At 54.5% G+C, this 16,301-nt stretch carries 13 protein-coding genes and 3 CRISPR repeat arrays; all 13 genes read left to right on the top strand.

All coding sequences use genetic code 11. The annotated features are described in order from the left end of the window. Positions 1–164: 164 nt before the first annotated feature. Entirely contained in the window at positions 165–1,067 is a 903-nt protein-coding gene (locus tag HAP95_RS09025; RefSeq protein ID WP_215883917.1) for a hypothetical protein, read from the top strand. Further along, a complete protein-coding gene (locus HAP95_RS09020) occupies positions 1,064–1,912 on the top strand; it encodes a type I-F CRISPR-associated protein Csy2 (RefSeq protein ID WP_215882013.1) in 849 nt (282 codons plus the stop codon). Before HAP95_RS09025 ends, HAP95_RS09020 begins: the two co-directional genes overlap by 4 nt. Next, positions 1,905–3,074: a type I-F CRISPR-associated protein Csy3 gene (gene csy3 / locus HAP95_RS09015; RefSeq protein ID WP_215882014.1), complete on the top strand. Its 1,170-nt coding sequence runs from the start codon at positions 1,905–1,907 to the stop codon at positions 3,072–3,074. Before HAP95_RS09020 ends, csy3 begins: the two co-directional genes overlap by 8 nt. Position 3,075: 1 nt before the next feature. Next, positions 3,076–3,651 carry a type I-F CRISPR-associated endoribonuclease Cas6/Csy4 gene (cas6f, locus tag HAP95_RS09010; RefSeq protein ID WP_215882015.1) on the top strand — a complete coding sequence of 192 codons (576 nt, stop codon included), beginning with the start codon at positions 3,076–3,078 and terminating at the stop codon, positions 3,649–3,651. Between the two features lie 163 nt (positions 3,652–3,814). After that, positions 3,815–4,262: a CRISPR direct-repeat array (repeat unit 28 nt; unit sequence GTAGAACGCCGCATAGGCGATTTAGAAG). 362 nt (positions 4,263–4,624) lie between these two features. Next, positions 4,625–5,200, top strand: a complete 576-nt coding sequence (locus HAP95_RS09005; protein ID WP_014028471.1) for a recombinase family protein — start codon at positions 4,625–4,627, stop codon at positions 5,198–5,200. Positions 5,201–5,204: 4 nt separating this feature from the next. Then, positions 5,205–6,845, top strand: a complete 1,641-nt coding sequence (locus HAP95_RS09000) for a DDE-type integrase/transposase/recombinase (RefSeq protein ID WP_202796653.1) — start codon at positions 5,205–5,207, stop codon at positions 6,843–6,845. Further along, positions 6,835–7,806, top strand: a complete 972-nt coding sequence (locus tag HAP95_RS08995; RefSeq protein ID WP_014028469.1) for an ExeA family protein — start codon at positions 6,835–6,837, stop codon at positions 7,804–7,806. Before HAP95_RS09000 ends, HAP95_RS08995 begins: the two co-directional genes overlap by 11 nt. A gap of 222 nt (positions 7,807–8,028) precedes the next feature. Next, a CRISPR array of direct repeats spans positions 8,029–8,536; the repeat unit is 28 nt; unit sequence GTAGAACGCCGCATAGGCGATTTAGAAG. A 98-nt stretch (positions 8,537–8,634) separates the two neighbouring features. Then, entirely contained in the window at positions 8,635–11,682 is a 3,048-nt protein-coding gene (locus tag HAP95_RS08990) for a CRISPR-associated endonuclease Cas3'' (protein ID WP_215883916.1), read from the top strand. A 32-nt stretch (positions 11,683–11,714) separates the two neighbouring features. After that, the gene (cas1f, locus tag HAP95_RS08985) at positions 11,715–12,617 is read left to right on the top strand and encodes a type I-F CRISPR-associated endonuclease Cas1f (RefSeq protein ID WP_215882017.1); all 903 of its coding nucleotides are present in this window, start codon (positions 11,715–11,717) and stop codon (positions 12,615–12,617) included. A 64-nt stretch (positions 12,618–12,681) separates the two neighbouring features. Next, positions 12,682–13,009: direct repeats of the CRISPR family, unit length 28 nt; unit sequence GTAGAACGCCGCATAGGCGATTTAGAAG. Positions 13,010–13,182: 173 nt separating this feature from the next. Further along, positions 13,183–13,974: an SGNH/GDSL hydrolase family protein gene (locus HAP95_RS08980; protein ID WP_226831214.1), complete on the top strand. Its 792-nt coding sequence runs from the start codon at positions 13,183–13,185 to the stop codon at positions 13,972–13,974. A 48-nt stretch (positions 13,975–14,022) separates the two neighbouring features. Continuing rightward, positions 14,023–14,595: an HAD family hydrolase gene (locus HAP95_RS08975; RefSeq protein ID WP_215883915.1), complete on the top strand. Its 573-nt coding sequence runs from the start codon at positions 14,023–14,025 to the stop codon at positions 14,593–14,595. Between the two features lie 9 nt (positions 14,596–14,604). Beyond that, a complete protein-coding gene (locus HAP95_RS08970; protein WP_215883914.1) occupies positions 14,605–15,606 on the top strand; it encodes a phospholipase D-like domain-containing protein in 1,002 nt (333 codons plus the stop codon). A 277-nt stretch (positions 15,607–15,883) separates the two neighbouring features. Beyond that, positions 15,884–16,301, top strand: a 418-nt coding sequence (gene traT / locus HAP95_RS08965; protein WP_215883913.1) for a complement resistance protein TraT, incomplete at its 3' end; no start/stop codon positions are given.

Genomic DNA, 16,301 nt, shown 5'->3' with positions numbered 1-16,301 from the left:
ATCTATAAAGGTGCCGTATGATAGACGATAATACTGTAAATATTCGAAACGATGTTCTCAAGTCACGTGAGAATATGGTTCACTTTTTATCCAAAGCAACAAACACCAACGCAAAATCTGTGAAGATCAGGGTTGGTCGAAACAGCGGGCTGGAATTGCCATATGTGTCTGTGCGCTGTCTGGTGCAGAAGCACGTCCGGGTATTTTTTACGTCGGAAAACCCAACGTCAGCGAACAAAATTGTCGGGTTTTCTTCTGTGATAATCAAAAACGCGAACGGAGAAGAATGGCGTAAACCCAATGATGAGAAGTTTCCTCCTATCGTCCTGAACGCGATGGAAAGACAATTTTTGCTGGGCATTCATAGCGAGCCACAGTCTCTTGTGGAAGACCAGGGGGTGGACGTTCGCATGCGGCAGATTCTCTTGCCTGACGGAAACGGAGATTATCTGGGCATCGTTCCACTACAAAGCATGCCGTTGATACGTATGGCGCAAAAGGCTGCACAGGAAATAGCTCCTGCTGATGAAAAGCAGGACGTTTATCGGCGGCTCCCGGAAATCGGGTATCCGGTGGGTGGGGGTGTGCCGCGAACTGCGGGACTGGAAACGGGATTCAGGAAGTTCGTCGTTACTGGTTTTTATCGCGCCAGTGTAGAGGCGTCCCTGCGGGCTTCGGCTATGCATCGCGGGGTCGCTTCCAGGCTGAAAATTGACCGGGAAACCCTGAAAAAGTATGCGCAGTTCATCGCGCGTTGCGATTGGTCCTCCCATGAGCAAAAAGCGCATCGTGGTTACGTGTGGCGGATTGTGGATCATTATTTGCGGCAGGCCGGTCTGATGGCGGAAAGCCTTTCCGGTGAAGACATTGATGGCATGGAATCTGATCTGGACAAGGGTTTGTTAGATGTGTCCCAGCGAGGGCCTTCGTGGAGCCGTGCATTCGCAGATTGGGTGTACCGGAAAATGAAAAGCGAGCCGGTCGAGTTCAAAGACGGACAGCCTTTGTATCTGTCGGGCGTGAACCGGAATTATTTACGGAAAATCATTCGGGAGGTGGTATCTTGAACGAGTATCTGGTGATCCCGCACATCGCGGCCCGCCATATCAATCTGTTGCAGGGGAATGTCGCGGTTTCTCCGCACAGCATGACGGCGATGTCGCTGTTCTTGCATGCCATGGGTCTGAAAACCAGTGGCATTCAGGCGGACGCTTTTGCGGTGGTGCAGCACGACGCCTGGCTGGATGCGGATGACATGGATCAGTATGAAGGATATGCCGCGTGGCAGCGGCGTTCGGCTTCGCTGGTAGACAAATCGGATTACAGCAGCAAAGCGGAAGGCAAACCCGTACTTTCTCTGCAGCCGGTCATTACGGGAAATCTGGATTTTTCTCTGGTGCTGCGTTACAGAGAGGGTGCGCCATCTCCGAAGAACGTCCAGACTTTTTTGGAGACTGCCCGCTTCCAGGGTGGGCGTATTGACCATATGGGCAAGATAAAAATTCTGGATTCTCAGGAATCTGCCCGACGCTACGTGCGAACGGGCAAGTGGATTGTGGATCGTCGGGATCTTTTGGAGGGTAGCACGGACCCACTGCGGGACTTGTTGCGTTGGTGTGCTTTGCGTAAGCGGGAAACCGTTCCGGAGGGGGGGTACCCGGTGCTGTGGTCTTCCGCAACGGTAGGTTATGCGTTGCTGTCCGATCCGAAGGTTCGAGAAGATTTTCGCGATGCCGATAATGGGCCAGTCCCTGCGGCTTTTGCGGAAGCAATGACGGGCTTGGTGGGACTGTATTCTGTGCATGATGCGCGGGTGACGGAAATCCCTTTTTGGGAAAGTGGTTTTGTACAAAACGATGTATATCTGGTACGTGGTTCTTCTTTGATTGAAAAGGAAATGAAAAATGACTGAAAAATTGAATATCCCTTCCGTTCTTGGTGTGCGTCGTGCGTTGATCGTCAGCGATGGACTGTTTTATGGTGTGGATGCCGCTGGCGTCAATCGGCTGATTCCCGTCATTCGTCATGGCATTCGCGGTACCCAGAACCAGAGCAAGGGCGCCAATAAGGTAAACAACGTCCAGCGGACGGAATCGGCCAAGACCTTTCATGATAGTTGTGCATTACACGTATCCTTCTCTTTTCGCCCACTGCCCTTGATGGAAGGGCTGACCTCCTGCTCCGGGCGGGATGCCGGGCATTTCCGTGCCGCTTTTGAGGGGTTCGTGGAGCGGGCTGATGAGAGCGATGGTCTGCGGGAAGTCTGCCGCCGCATGGCTCGCAACGTGTTTAACGGTCGTTGGTTATGGCGGAACCGTCAGTTGGGGTTATCCATTGTCATCACGGCGACGGTGGGAGACGTTTCTGACGCGCCCGCTGATAAGGATGACGCCAACACTTTGAGCCAGGACGCCTTGAAAACGCCGTTGAATCACTTCAACGAATATACGAAAGCGGAAATCGCTTTGGGCGACGTTTTCATGAGTCAGTTTTGCGGGAGCTCGACGCAGTCCATCGTGGTGACAGCGAAAATTGATCTTGGGATGGCTGGGTCCGTCGAGGTGTATCCTTCGCAAAACTACACCAGCGATAAGCCCAATGGTTTTGCCCGTCCGTTGTACAAGGTGGACGTGCGCAAGATCCACCGCAACAACAAGGACGACCCGGATACGTTTGAGGATTCCGTACAGACCGGATTGGCTGCCTTGCGTGACCAGAAGATCTGGAATGCGCTGCGGACCATTGATACCTGGTATGCCGATTACGCCGAAACCGGATTACCGATTCCGGTAGAGCCTTTGGGCGCCAATCTTTCTGCGGATACCTTCTTTCGCTACTACAAAAACGTCTCGTTATTCGATCTTTTGCCGCGTCTCAGTGTGCTGAACCCGAACAGCGATGAGGGCATGTTCATGCTCGCTTGCTTGATTCGTGGCGGAGTGCTGGGTGTGGAGGATGAGGAAAAGAAGGCCAAGAAAGAAGCAGATAAGGCTGAAAAAGAGGCCAAAAAGGCCGCTAAGACGCTGGAGTCCAATAACGCCGATGGTGCTGAAATGAATGGCGGGGAGGCTTAAAATGACGATCCCCGTTACCCACTACGCTGATGTGCGCGTAACCGGTGACGGGGTTCCCCAGATTGTGGGAACCCTGATTGGCCGGTTGCATGGTTTCATGGAATCCAAAGGGGTGAAGCTGGGTGTGGCTTTCCCGAAGTATAAAGCTGGCGAACGCCCAAAGATCGGTGAAGTGATCCGTCTTTTTGGGGATCGGGATGTACTGGATGCGCTTCTGGATGATTGGGAGGGCGACGAGCGGGAGCGCTGGATGTGCGGACGGGTCAAGGAAACGCCAGAATGTGAACGATGGGCCCTGTATCAGCGTGTGGCCTTGCCGTCCCGTTTCCATGGGGTAAAAAGGGCCCGCTTCCCGGACTACGCGAAGGAGCGGGCGATGAAGAAACGTGAAAAAGCGTTGGAAGACCTGAAAGAATTGCCATTCTTTTTTGTGCGGTCGCAAAGCGGAAATACGCATTTCCCGTTTACCGTGGAGAAGCGGATCGTGAAAGACGCATCTGCAGAAACAGTGCAGGGCAAGGTCAATGCTTACGGGTTTTCCACAAAGTCGCCGTTCGTCCCGCTGCCAGAGTTTTAGCGGTTTGCAAACTCTTGGGCATAGTTTCGGGCGGCCCAAGAGTCGCTCTTTAATAATCAATGAGTTACAAAACTCTTGGGAAAAGGATGTCCGAGAGTTTGTAGAGTAGGTTAAGTGTTTGTATAATCAGGTTTCACTGTTGGGAAACAGGGCGATTTTTACGGTAGAACGCCGCATAGGCGATTTAGAAGAACTGGCGGCAGTAGAAGCGGGATCCCCATATGTAGAACGCCGCATAGGCGATTTAGAAGATTCATCCGGCTTACCGTCAAGTTGCCCATACGTAGAACGCCGCATAGGCGATTTAGAAGATGATTATTCAGTACACGGCGTCAGGTCAGAAGTAGAACGCCGCATAGGCGATTTAGAAGTCGGGCGACGGCAATTCTGGCTCTGACGATTCGTAGAACGCCGCATAGGCGATTTAGAAGGTTCGTGTACGTGCCGGTTTCACCGTCAATGAGTAGAACGCCGCATAGGCGATTTAGAAGTTTATTTCAAACCCATCTTTCGTTTGCTCGATGTAGAACGCCGCATAGGCGATTTAGAAGCTTGCGAAAACGCAAAACCTTGCTTGTCCTCCGTAGAACGCCGCATAGGCGATTTAGAAGTGATCGTGGCGGCGAGTCCGACCCGTTCTGGAGTAGAACGCCGCATAGGTGTAGCGGCTTGCAATCGAAAACGGCGTGCTCGCAATCCATGGGCTTTTTCGGCTCACATTAACTGCAACTGACGGGCCTTCGTGCTCACATTATTTGCAACTATGCTCGCAATCATCTGCCCGTGCTCGCAATCCATGACGGCGTGCTCACATTAATTGCAACTGAACAGGTCCACAAAACGCTCGTTTTTTGGACGCACCAAGGCTCCGTTCGGAACACTGCTGAAATCTGCCATTCGGCACCTCATAAACCCTTTCCAATATTCAAGGTCCGGCTATACTTGAATCTCGTGACTTATTGGACTGAACGCCATGCTGATTGGCTACGCACGGGTATCCACCGATGACCAGAACCTGGATCTGCAACGCGATGCCCTGCAGGCGGCGGGCTGCGAGCGGATATTTGAAGACATGGTGAGCGGCGCGAAGGTCGATCGCACTGGCATGACCGAGATGCTGGCGGTGCTGCGTGCTGGTGATACCGTCGTCATCTGGCGGCTGGACCGCTTGGGCCGCTCGTTAAAAAACCTGATCGCGGTGGTGGAACATCTCGAAGTCGCCCAAGTGGGGCTGCGCAGCTTGCAGGAAAACATCGACACCACCTCCAGCGGAGGGCGCCTGGTGTTTCACCTCTTCGGCGCCCTCGCTGAGTTCGAGCGCAACCTGATCCGCGAGCGCACCCGGGCGGGCATGGCGGCCGCGCGCGCCCGCGGCCGAATGGGGGGGCGACCGAAACGACTCGATCCCGCCAAACGGGCCTTGGCTTTGCAGCTCCACCAGGAAGAAAAGTACACGATCAAGGAGATCTGTCAGATGATGGGCATCTCCAAATCGACGCTCTACAATTATCTCGCCACGGCTAACCGCGTTGGCATCGGGGCGACGTAAGCAAATTCCCTCCGATTCGCTGCTGCAATTGCGGCAGCGGCTGGATCGTTTACCTCATAAAAGCCCTGAGCGCGCGAACCAGGTTGCCGCAGTAGCCCTATTGTATGGCCTTTCCACGGGTACGGTTTACCGGGAGATGAACCGGGTTCGCCGACCCCATACCGCGCATCGCGCCGATCTCGGCAAACCCCGTGTACTGGCACAACCCGATCTGGAGCGTTACTGCGAATTCGTGGCGGCGCTCAAATTGCGCACCACCAACAAGAATAACCGGCACCTATCCACCGGACGCGCTATTGAGTTGCTGGAAGATTACGGGGTTGAAACCGCCCATGGCCTAGTCCAGGCACCCAAAGGGCTCCTGAAGAGACCCACCGTGAACCGCTACCTGTTGCTTTGGCACCTGGATCAGTCGCGTCTGACGCGGGAACCCCCCGCCGTGCGTTTCCAGGCGGAGCACAGTAATGACTGCTGGCAGTTCGATATCTCGCCATCTGACCTGAAGCGTATTGATAAGCCGGAATGGGTCGATCTGACTAAAGGCGAGCCGACCTTGGCGCTGTTCAGCGTCGTCGATGACCGCAGCGGCATGGCGTATGTCGAATATCGCTGCGTCTACGGCGAAGACGCAGAATCTGCCCTGCGCTTTCTGTTCAACGCGATGGCACCAAAGGCTGATGCGGCCTGCCCTTTTCAGGGGCGGCCCAGGATGATTTATCTCGATAACGGGCCAGTGGCCAAGAGCCATGTATTCCAGAACATCATGCGGTCGCTGGCCATCGACTGGCAGACGCATATCCCGGCGGGCAAAGATGGAACACGCACCACAGCCCGCTCGAAAGGCAAAGTGGAGCGCCCTTTTCGCACCATCAAGGAAGCCCACGAAACCCTCTATCACTTTCACAAACCGGAAACCGAAATACAGGCCAACGAATGGCTGGCCCGCTATTTATTGCGCTACAACGGCCAACGGCATCGTTCAGAAATCCATTCCCGCACTGACGACTGGTTGGGCCACCTGCCTGAAGAGGGGTTGCGTGAGATGTGTACCTGGGAGCAGTTCTGCCGCTTCGCGCGAGAACCAGAACGGCGCAAGGTGGGCATAGACGCACGTATTCGCTTTGAGGGCACGGAGTATGAAGTAGAGCCCGGCATGGCCGGGGACTATGTGGTATTGCTCTGGGGATTGTTCGATGACCAGCTCTACGTGGAATACGAAGGCGAACGCACTGGCCCCTACTATCCGGTATCCGGCCCCATTCCGCTGCACCGTTACCGCGCTTTTAAGCGCAGCAAAGCCGATGCGCGGGCAGATCGCATCCGTGCCCTGGCGGCCCAGATCGGGCTGCCAATCAGCGCGCTGGCTGGCGATGATGTGCGCATCGCGCCACTCCCGTCAGCGGCACCCATACTCAAACAGGCCTTCGATGCCGAGGCGCTGGAATACCGGTATCCGACGGTGATCGCTGCCAAGCTCGCTATCGCCGATGAAGTGGCGGCGCCATTGAGCAAACTATCGCCGGAAGACCGCGCTTTTATTGATCAGGTGCTGACCGAAACCTTGGTGCGCAAGGTCGTTCTGGCCCGTATTCGGGAGCACTTCCGCTCATCGCACCAAGGCGCAGGAGAAGGATATGCGGGTTGAAGTCATGCAGCACTTTGGTCTGACCACGCCATTCAATCAGGCGGGTTATTATGAGACGGCCCATCACCAGGCCTTGATGAAAGACATCCGGGGCGCGATCCACGAAGGTCGGCTGATTGCTCTGTGCGGGGTCATCGGCAGCGGCAAGACCGCCATGATGCGCCGACTACAGCAGGTCCTGGAGGCGGAGAAAAGAGTAACCGTCTCCAAATCGCTGGCCATTGAGAAGCACAATAGCAAGCTGGCCACCTTCATCGCCGCCCTGTTTTACGACCTGTCTACGGAAAAACAAGTGCGTATTCCTGCACAGGGGGAGAAGCGGGAGCGCGACTTGCGTGAGCTGGTTCGCAAAAACAAGCGTCCGGTTGCCCTTTTTGTGGATGAAGCCCACGACCTGAATGGACATACCCTGACCGGGTTAAAACGCCTGATGGAACTCGTGGAAGATGGTGACGGCCGCCTCTCAGTGGTCCTTGCCGGCCACCCGAAACTCCGGAACGATCTCCGTCGACCGGTTATGGAAGAAATCGGGTATCGCACGGATGTGTTCTCCCTGGACGGTATCGCCGGCAGTCAGCGGGAATATATTCACTGGTTGCTCAATGCCAGCGCCGTGGAGGGCGCAGAGATCGACACCATTCTTACGGAAGATGCCGTTGATCTGCTGGCCACCAAGCTGCGTACACCGCTGCAAATTCAATTGCACCTGACTCTGGCACTCGAAGCCGGTTACCAGGCGGGCGAGCGCCCGGTGTCAGCAGAAGTGGTCGAATCGGTGCTGTCACGGCAGATGGATGATCTGGAGCCGACCCTCACGCGCCACGGCTATCACCTCAAGGACCTGGTAGATCAATTCGATGCCAGACCGGCCGAGATCAAGGCCTTTCTCAATAATACACTGGACCCGGCACGCGCCGCTGAACTGCGGGACAAAATGCTGGCTGTTGGCCTGCCGATTTAGGCGTCGTCAGTTGCAATTAATGTGAGCACGCCGTCATGGATTGCGAGCACGGGCGGATGATTGCGAGCATAGTTGCAAATAATGTGAGCACGAAGGCCCGTCAGTTGCAGTTAATGTGAGCCGAAAAAGCCCATGGATTGCGAGCACGCCGTTTTCGATTGCAAGCCGCTACACATAGGCGATTTAGAAGTTGTCATTGCCACCTCGAATTCAGCTTCCAGAGTAGAACGCCGCATAGGCGATTTAGAAGGGTGCAAGCGCAGCACAAGCGGTTGCCGAAAAGTAGAACGCCGCATAGGCGATTTAGAAGTCTTAAAGACAAGGGCTGCAGCCATCATGCGTGTAGAACGCCGCATAGGCGATTTAGAAGCACACCGGCCGAAATCAAGTCTGCTTTCCATAGTAGAACGCCGCATAGGCGATTTAGAAGATCTTGGCAATGTCGGCCACGGGGTCGATGCCGTAGAACGCCGCATAGGCGATTTAGAAGATATAATCCCGGTACATCTGCGCCGTACTCAAGTAGAACGCCGCATAGGCGATTTAGAAGTAGCTCATGTTCCGCATTAACTGCATCATTTGGTAGAACGCCGCATAGGCGATTTAGAAGACCATCGGGCACCACCTGCCTTTGGCTCTCACGTAGAACGCCGCATAGGCGATTTAGAAGTTTTTCGATCTGGTACCCGAGGGCTTTGACCTGTAGAACGCCGCATAGGCGATTTAGAAGATTTGACAGAATAACGCCACAACACTTAACATAGCGTTTCACATACCACGCTTTTCGCTTTTTGTAGCATGTCTTTTTTATTAAAAAAGGATTTTTTAATGCACGTTGTCCTCGTCTCACAAAGCACCGGTCGCGCCTTGCAGCGTACCCGCTCCATCATTGACCGGTTTGCCGTGCGGTTCGGGACAGATACATGGATGACGCCGATTACCACGGAAGCACTTGCGGGGCTGCGAAGGGATTTGGCGCAATCCGCTACGCGGGAGATGAGTGTAGCCTGTTATCGCAATGCTGGGATGCAGAAGATGACCCTGTTGTGGACGGTCGGTTCCAGAAAAACATTTGCGGAACATGGCGGTGTGGCGGTGGCTACCGTATCCAGAAAGAAAAACCCTATGCCGGAGTATGTATCTACCGTAAAAACCTTGGCGCGGCTGTCCGGGCTGACCCATGATCTGGGGAAGATGAACACCTTTTTTCAGGAAAAACTGATTTCAAAAAAAACCGTCAAGAAAATCCGAAAGGGCGAAAAAGACAAGAGTGAGTATCTTGGTGACCCGATCCGTCATGAATGGCTGTCCGGCATTTTACTGAACGCTGTGTGGGATGGGACGCCAGCGTCTCTGGGAAGCGCAAAACGAAACGGTAACCTGCCGATCGATTGCGTAAAGTCCAACATCCCCGTATCGTCCTGGGCGGTCCTGGATGCTCTGCGTTGGGCGGTGATTACGCATCATCACATGATGAAGGGCACGATCGGAGACCCGGATAATTCCAGGCATTGGCATTACCAAGGGAAGCCTGAACAGGGAAAAGTGCTGGAGCCTTTCCAAGGTGCAGAATTGCCGGAGGATGTTCTGCAGAACATCCAGAAGTACAAGGTCGTCCTACTGGAACATCCACTGAACGACTGGCGCGGGGCGGCTATCATCGCGCGGGCGGCGTTGACCTGGGCAGATCATTACTGGTCCTCGCAGGAACAGCGCACCCCCGATCAGGAAGTGCTGCGTGCCAACTCGAAGTCCAAACAGTCCCTCAGGGTGCATCTGTTGGGCGTCGGGGCGCATGCCTGGAGGATCGCCCAGGCGTACTTTGAGGGACACGACTTTTCGGGATGTTCTCCACAATCCATGGAAAACCTCTTGCGGCCGGCGGCTCCCGATTCCCGGTTTCGCTGGCAGAATATTGCGGCGGATTTTCTGGGGGCGTTGCCCAAAGGCGAACCGACGCTGGTGTTCAACCTGGGTGGAACGGGCAGCGGCAAGACTCGGGCGAACATGCGATGTCTGGCGGCGCTGTCGCCCGAAGATCGCCCTTTTCGGGTTACCTCCGTATTCAATCTGCGCACCTTGACGGTGCAGACCCATCATGCCTATCAGCAGGAACTGGGAATCGAAGAAAACGACCTTGCGTGCATGGTGGGCGATCCGCTAGTCAGGAAGTTGAACGAGCTTCAGCAGGCGGTCGCACTGGAGGATAGTGAAGAACCCGGCGCGGCGGAGGAAACCGAATATCAGGTAGAGGCTGCAGCCGGTGTGGTTCCCTCATGGCTGGAGCGGATGCGATCCTTTCGTCCGGGCTTGATCCCGCTGCTGACGCCGCCGGTTCTGGTATCCACTATCGACTACGTGATTGCCGCTGGCGATTTTGGCGATACGACGCATCATGCGTCGGCCTTGATGCGGATTGCGCACAGCGATCTGGTGTTGGATGAGATTGACGGATATGAGCCTGCGGCATTGGCGGCCGTGTGCCGGGTGGTCCTCTTGTCGGCGCTGTTTGGGCGGAACATTGTGGCTTCCAGCGCAACATTATCGGAGCCGGTCGCCAAGGCTTTGCGGAAGGCGTTTACGCAAGGATGCGTTCTGCGTGCAGGGATGATCGGCCAGACGGGAGATACGGTATCGCCCCGGTATGTCTTTGTGGATGATCAGGTTGCACCGTCCGTTGCGGGCGATGACAACTTTGAGGCGGCTTACCATCAGTATGTCGAGCGCCTGGTGTCGGCGGTGTCCGCCGGTGCCGCGCATCGCCGGTATCGGGCGATCCCTGTGGGCAATGCTGAGATCGAAGATTGGGCGGTCATCATAGATCGGGAAAGCGCACGGCTACACGCCGACCATCATTTTGATTGGGAGGGCGTGCGCGTCAGCGTTGGTCTGGTGCGTATGGCGAACGTCCGTCCGTGCGTGCAGATCGCCCGGATACTGGCCGACCAGCACCAGGATGGGCTGGTGGTCACCAGCTACCATGCATCGGACATGATGTTGCGACGGGCCATGAAAGAACAAATGTTGGACCGGGCATTGACCCGGAAGCCCATGGCCCATGGCGATCCCAATCAGTCCATTCTGGAAGACCCGGAAATGCGGCAGGCCCACGCCCGGGCGAAGGCCGCCGGTGTGCAGGATCTGCGCTTTGTGGTGGTGGCCACGCCTGTAGAAGAAATTGGGCGCGACCATGATTTCGACTGGGCCATCCTGGAACCTTCCAGTGCGCAATCCATCGTGCAGGCGGCAGGTCGGGTCAATCGTCACCGGTTGATGGTGGTGGATCATCCCAATGTGGCGGTGATGGACCGGAATTTGCGGAGTTTTCGACCGAAAAACGGCAGGTCTTTTCAGTATCCGGGGTATGAGATTGATCAGGTGTCTGCATACAAGGTTTACGATATGCAGCAACTGTTGTGCAAGCCGGATGGCGAGGTGCTTCACGCCGGGTGGCGCATTGGATCGGACAAAACGGTTTTTGCGCAGAAGGATGACGAGTCCATAGAAGCGTTCCTCGTGGACGGCTTGAAGCACCTGGACAAGCCGTGGACTTGGCATTCCGCATTGTTCGACAAGTATGCACTTCGGGTGAGTTCTGGCATGTATGCGCATGTGTTCCGGTATGACGAGGAGGACCGGAAGATGATGTTCATTCAGCAGGGGGTGGAGGAAGAATATGCGTTGGCAGAGTTTTGTTCTGTAGAAAAAAACTGCTCTGCTCATGCCTTTTTCTGTCCATCTTTAGAAGAAGTAACTCAGTATGCGCGGGAGATTGACGAGGACGAAACAGTCGCGCAACGATTCCATGTCACGATGCCTGCAAAACAAAGGCCAGTTCATTTTGATTTTCTGTTTGGGGGATATGGTAAGGTATGACAGAAGAACCAAAACGCTCATCTGCAGTGATTATGTCAAAGCGTTCCAATGTGTTTTACCTGGAACATGCGAAAGTTTTTCAAGCTGATGACCGTATCGTGTACCTCACAGATAGCGGGCAAGATGTGGAACAGATGTTCAACATCCCTGACAAGAATACGGCTTTGCTGATGTTGGGGAAAGGCACGTCCATTACGGACGCTGCCGCCAGGAAACTGGCGGAGTCCAATGTCATGCTGGCATTCTGTGGGTCTGGCGGTTCTCCATTATTCTCCGCGATAGATATGGTATTCATGCCTCCGCAGGATGAATATCGGCCCACGGGATATGCCCAGAACTGGATTATGCGATGGATGGACGAGTCGCAACGTATGGACATGGCCCGCCACTTTTTGTGCAAACGCATCGAATTAGCGGTGAGTACCTGGGGGAAAATGGACATGACGATACCGCAATCTCAGGTTGAAGACTTTCTGTCAGACATTGATCGGTGTCAGACAACAACGCAGCTACTGTCAGCCGAAGCCGCTTGGGCGAAGCGTCTCTATGCAGTTCTGGCGAAGCGGTTCCGCTTACCCTTCGCGCGGGAAGAAGGAAAACGCGCAAACGAAACCGTCGCGGATCGCGTTAATGGCTTTTTGGATCACGGAAACTATATCGCCTATGGTTATGCGGCCGTGGTCCTGCACACGTTGGGAATCCCGTTTTCGTTTCCTGTATTACACGGCAAGACCCGACGCGGAGCGCTGGTGTTCGATGTGGCTGATATCATCAAAGACGCGCTGGTGATGCCTTTGGCTTTTCAGTTCGGAATGGATTCACGCAAAAAAGACTCCGCATTCCGCGCGGAATTGATCGCTAAAGCGCAAGAAATGGTGGTCATGGATGTCTTGTTTGATACCGTGAAAGCGGTTTGTGTTCGAGCGGAGGCTTAGTCAGGCAGCTTACAAACTTCTGGACATGCTTTTCTGTAGATCAGGAGCCGTTCTTTTACAATCAGTAGAACGCCGCATAGGCGATTTAGAAGATGCGTTGACCGACGAAGGCGTCCAGCGCGGAGTAGAACGCCGCATAGGCGATTTAGAAGACTCGTCCATTTTCGCTGCTGTCGCGTCCATGGTAGAACGCCGCATAGGCGATTTAGAAGTCTGCTTCTTCTTTTTGCCGCGTGTGATGCCTGTAGAACGCCGCATGGGCGATTTAGAAGATAACCTTCCCGATATGCAACCCGATCGTTGAGTAGAACGCCGCATAGGCGATTTAGAAGAAAACCGAAGATACGGAGCGCATCGAAGCAACGTAGAACGCCGCATAGGCGATTTAGCAGATCAATGGACAGATCATGACGACACCGTCGACACAATCTTTCCTCCCCTCCAATCCCACGCCTAGAGATATTTCTTAAACCATTAGGTTTCACCTAACAGTTCGATATTGCATAAAACCGCCTATGTCATTAAGATAGCGTTATATTAACTCCTATAAGGATAACCCCATCCTATGTCAACTCCCTTCTCAAGACCAACCTCTCCCCAGCGTCTCTCCCGTTTTTTGCGTGCTCTCTTCATGGCCAGCGTTGGACTATCCCTGGCTTTGGGTATCACTGGAAACGCCGAAGCGATGCCGATGATGCCGCTGGCCTATTACAATCAGCCTGCACCCATTCCGCAGCCCCCAGAACGGTATCTGGACCGGATGGCACTGATTGACGCGGGAAAAGATTACACGCAGTCACCCTCCCCGGGTTACGTGCTGGATGCGTCCTCCGTGCTGCGATTCCCGCAAAACTATCCTGTAGGGATGGTCATCATTGGGGACAGCATACTCACGGGTTGGTCGGGTTACTTTGCGCATGTGTTTCCGAATGCCCTGATCAGTGGTCGGGTTGGCCGACAATTCTCCAGTGCTTTACCGATCTGGAAAGACATGCAGCAGGATCGACTGACACAAAACGTTGGGACGGTCGTTATTGAGTTGGGCACAAACGGTGAAGTGTATCCAGAGGACATGGAGGAACTGCTAAAAATGCTGGGGCCACGTCGTCAGGTATTTCTGGTGATGCCAGAGATGCCCCGGCCCTGGGAACAGGAAGTCCAACAACTGTATCTACAGACGGCCGCTACTTATCCGAACGTGCATCTAGTGCGGTGGGACTTGCTGAGTGAAAACCACCCGCAATATTTCTGGACAGATCAGGTGCATCCCAACTGGATGGGGATTCAGGTGATGGTCCATGCGATTGCTTGGGACGTTCAGGAGATGCAAGCGGCGGAAAATGTTTCTTTTCGCTAGACACACTAATTTGTGTTGGATCATCTGATAAAAAAGGACACGCAAAAAATGAGAATCGCCATCGATGCCGATCAGGTGCTTTTTGATTTTTTATCGACCTGGCACACGTTCGCGGAAAACACCTTGAAGCGCGAATTGGTCGAAAGGAATCAGAGTTATCATTTAATAGCTCGCTATGGCCTATCCATGGCGGAATTTGTTCGCTGCTGTACCATGTTCGATCTCCGTGATGCCTGGAAAGACTGCCCGGTTATTCCAGAGGCTCTGGAAGCGGTTCAGGCCTGGCTCGAAGCAGACCACGAGGTTTTTGTTATTTCTGCTGTCAGCGTAAAAGCACGAAAGTCTCGGCAGAAAGTTCTGGATAAACTGGGCTTACGGCAAGTGCGGTTGATGGGCGTGGGTTTTGGTGGCAGCAAGTTTGATCCACTTCGGATTTTGAAACCGGAGATCTTTGCCGATGATTTGTGGGCGCATTGCCGGGAAGCGGTGGATGCCGGCGTGCCGCGAGTGGCGCGCATCAGAGGAAATCATGATGGTGGGGGAGGACCCGTTCCGGGTGTGCCGGTCTTGGAAAATATCGGCGAATTAGTTATCGAACAGCAGAATGATCACATCGGTTAAGGATACCTTATGCCCCTTTACATTGAACCCCATGCCGGACCTGCCCCGATTGTGCAGGTCATCCAGTCTGCCCGCCGCGAGGTTAGCGTCGGGGTGTATTATCTCTCCGACCGCCCGATCCTTCGGGCACTGAAAGCCGCCCGTGAACGCGGCGTCGATGTACGGGTCATCATCGAGGGCAAACCTTACGGTATGAAGCCCTGGCAGGTGGAAAAAGAAGAACGGGAGATCGAGGCGACGGGTGCCGCGCTGCAACTGGCCCCTTACCGCTTTACTAGCCACGGCGACCATTACGCCTTCCTCCATGAAAAGTTTGTCTGCTCCGGTCATGCATGCGAGATCGGTACGGCCAACTTCGACTGGAGTGCATTCCATCGCAATCGGGAATATCTGTATGTCACGAAAAATCCCACCGTGGTTAAGGCGGCCAACGCTGTTTTCCATGCCGACTGGACTGCTGCGCAGGGCTTAACTGCTGCGCAGGGCATAACTGCTACGCAGGGCATAACTGCTGCGCAGGGCATAACTGCTACGCAGGGCATAACTGCTACGCAGGGCGGCAATCAACGCGCACCGGCCTGGACGCATCAGGTTTTAGTCCTTTCTCCGGGCACGTCTGCCGCGCAGATCATCGACGTTATTGACCAGCCGGGCCCGATAGAGATCGAGAGCGAGGAAATGGGTCCATACCGCCCGACACTGGACGCTATTGCCCGCAAAGGACGCTTGGTCAGAGTGATCCTGCCTGCCAATATCAACGCCGAAGATCAGCGGGATGTCGCTTTTCTACGCGCGCATGGCGTACAGGTGCGGCTGATGCCCGTCAAGCCGATTTACATGCACGCGAAGGCGGTCATTTCCAGCCATGAGGCCTTCGTGGGGTCAGAAAATTTCACCCAGACTTCACTGGAGGTCAGCCGAGAAATGGGGTTATTGCTGAATGGGCGCCCAATATCGGAGTTGCAGGCGCAATTCAATCGGGACTGGGCGATGGCGCGAGGCGATGATTGACGGCGAAAGCCGAATAGTTCCATCCAAACAAGCCACGGTCAACGCAGGTTTATTTTGACACTTTAACGTTGTCTTGTGTATGATGGCGTTTCAGTTGCAGGGAATAACTCAACCTGCCCGCTCTTTCCAAATCGAAGACGTATCCGTGCGTCCGGCGCTACTAACAGGCCGGACACACACTAAAGCCTGCATCTGTCTTTCACAGGCTTTAGTGTGTGTTGCAACGCACCAATCAGAATGTGGTTTTAATGTTACTTTACCAGGAAAGGATAATACCATGATCCAAAAGCAGTTTGCCCTACGCATTGCCGTACTGTCCGCCGTCGCCGTCACGCTTTCCGGCTGCGCGGCCGCACAGTTGGCGCTCACCCATAAGGATCTGCAAGTCCAGACGAAGATGTCGAACACCATCTTCGTGCCGCCGGTCTCGCCGTCCAAGCAGACCGTTTATGTGCAGTTCAAAAACACTGCTGACCAGTCGCTGGACGTTCCGGCACTCACGCAGGAACTGGATGCGCGACTGGAAAGTCAGGGCTATCAGGTCGTGCCGTACACGCAGGCCCACTATCTGTTGCAGATCAACGTGCTGTCCATCGGTAAGATGAGTCCTTCTGCGGCGCAGAGCGCCTTGGGTGGTGGATATGGCGGTGTTCTGGGTAGCGCCATCGCCGGTGCTGCAGCGGGTGGAATGATCG

It is taken from the genome of Acidithiobacillus sulfurivorans, assembly GCF_018853815.1.
Lineage (GTDB): Bacteria > Pseudomonadota > Gammaproteobacteria > Acidithiobacillales > Acidithiobacillaceae > Acidithiobacillus > Acidithiobacillus sulfurivorans.
The sequence above is the reverse complement of the archived record's forward strand: the minus strand, read 5'-3'. Positions and strand labels throughout refer to the sequence as shown.

Coding starts and splice junctions, on each gene's coding strand:
- HAP95_RS09005 (WP_014028471.1), top strand. CDS start 4,625: ATGCTGATTGGCTACGCACGGGTATCCACCGATGACCAGAACCTGGAT.
- HAP95_RS08975 (WP_215883915.1), top strand. CDS start 14,023: ATGAGAATCGCCATCGATGCCGATCAGGTGCTTTTTGATTTTTTATCG.
- csy3 (WP_215882014.1), top strand. CDS start 1,905: ATGACTGAAAAATTGAATATCCCTTCCGTTCTTGGTGTGCGTCGTGCG.
- cas6f (WP_215882015.1), top strand. CDS start 3,076: ATGACGATCCCCGTTACCCACTACGCTGATGTGCGCGTAACCGGTGAC.
- HAP95_RS08970 (WP_215883914.1), top strand. CDS start 14,605: ATGCCCCTTTACATTGAACCCCATGCCGGACCTGCCCCGATTGTGCAG.
- cas1f (WP_215882017.1), top strand. CDS start 11,715: ATGTCAAAGCGTTCCAATGTGTTTTACCTGGAACATGCGAAAGTTTTT.
- HAP95_RS08995 (WP_014028469.1), top strand. CDS start 6,835: ATGCGGGTTGAAGTCATGCAGCACTTTGGTCTGACCACGCCATTCAAT.
- HAP95_RS08990 (WP_215883916.1), top strand. CDS start 8,635: ATGCACGTTGTCCTCGTCTCACAAAGCACCGGTCGCGCCTTGCAGCGT.
- HAP95_RS08980 (WP_226831214.1), top strand. CDS start 13,183: ATGTCAACTCCCTTCTCAAGACCAACCTCTCCCCAGCGTCTCTCCCGT.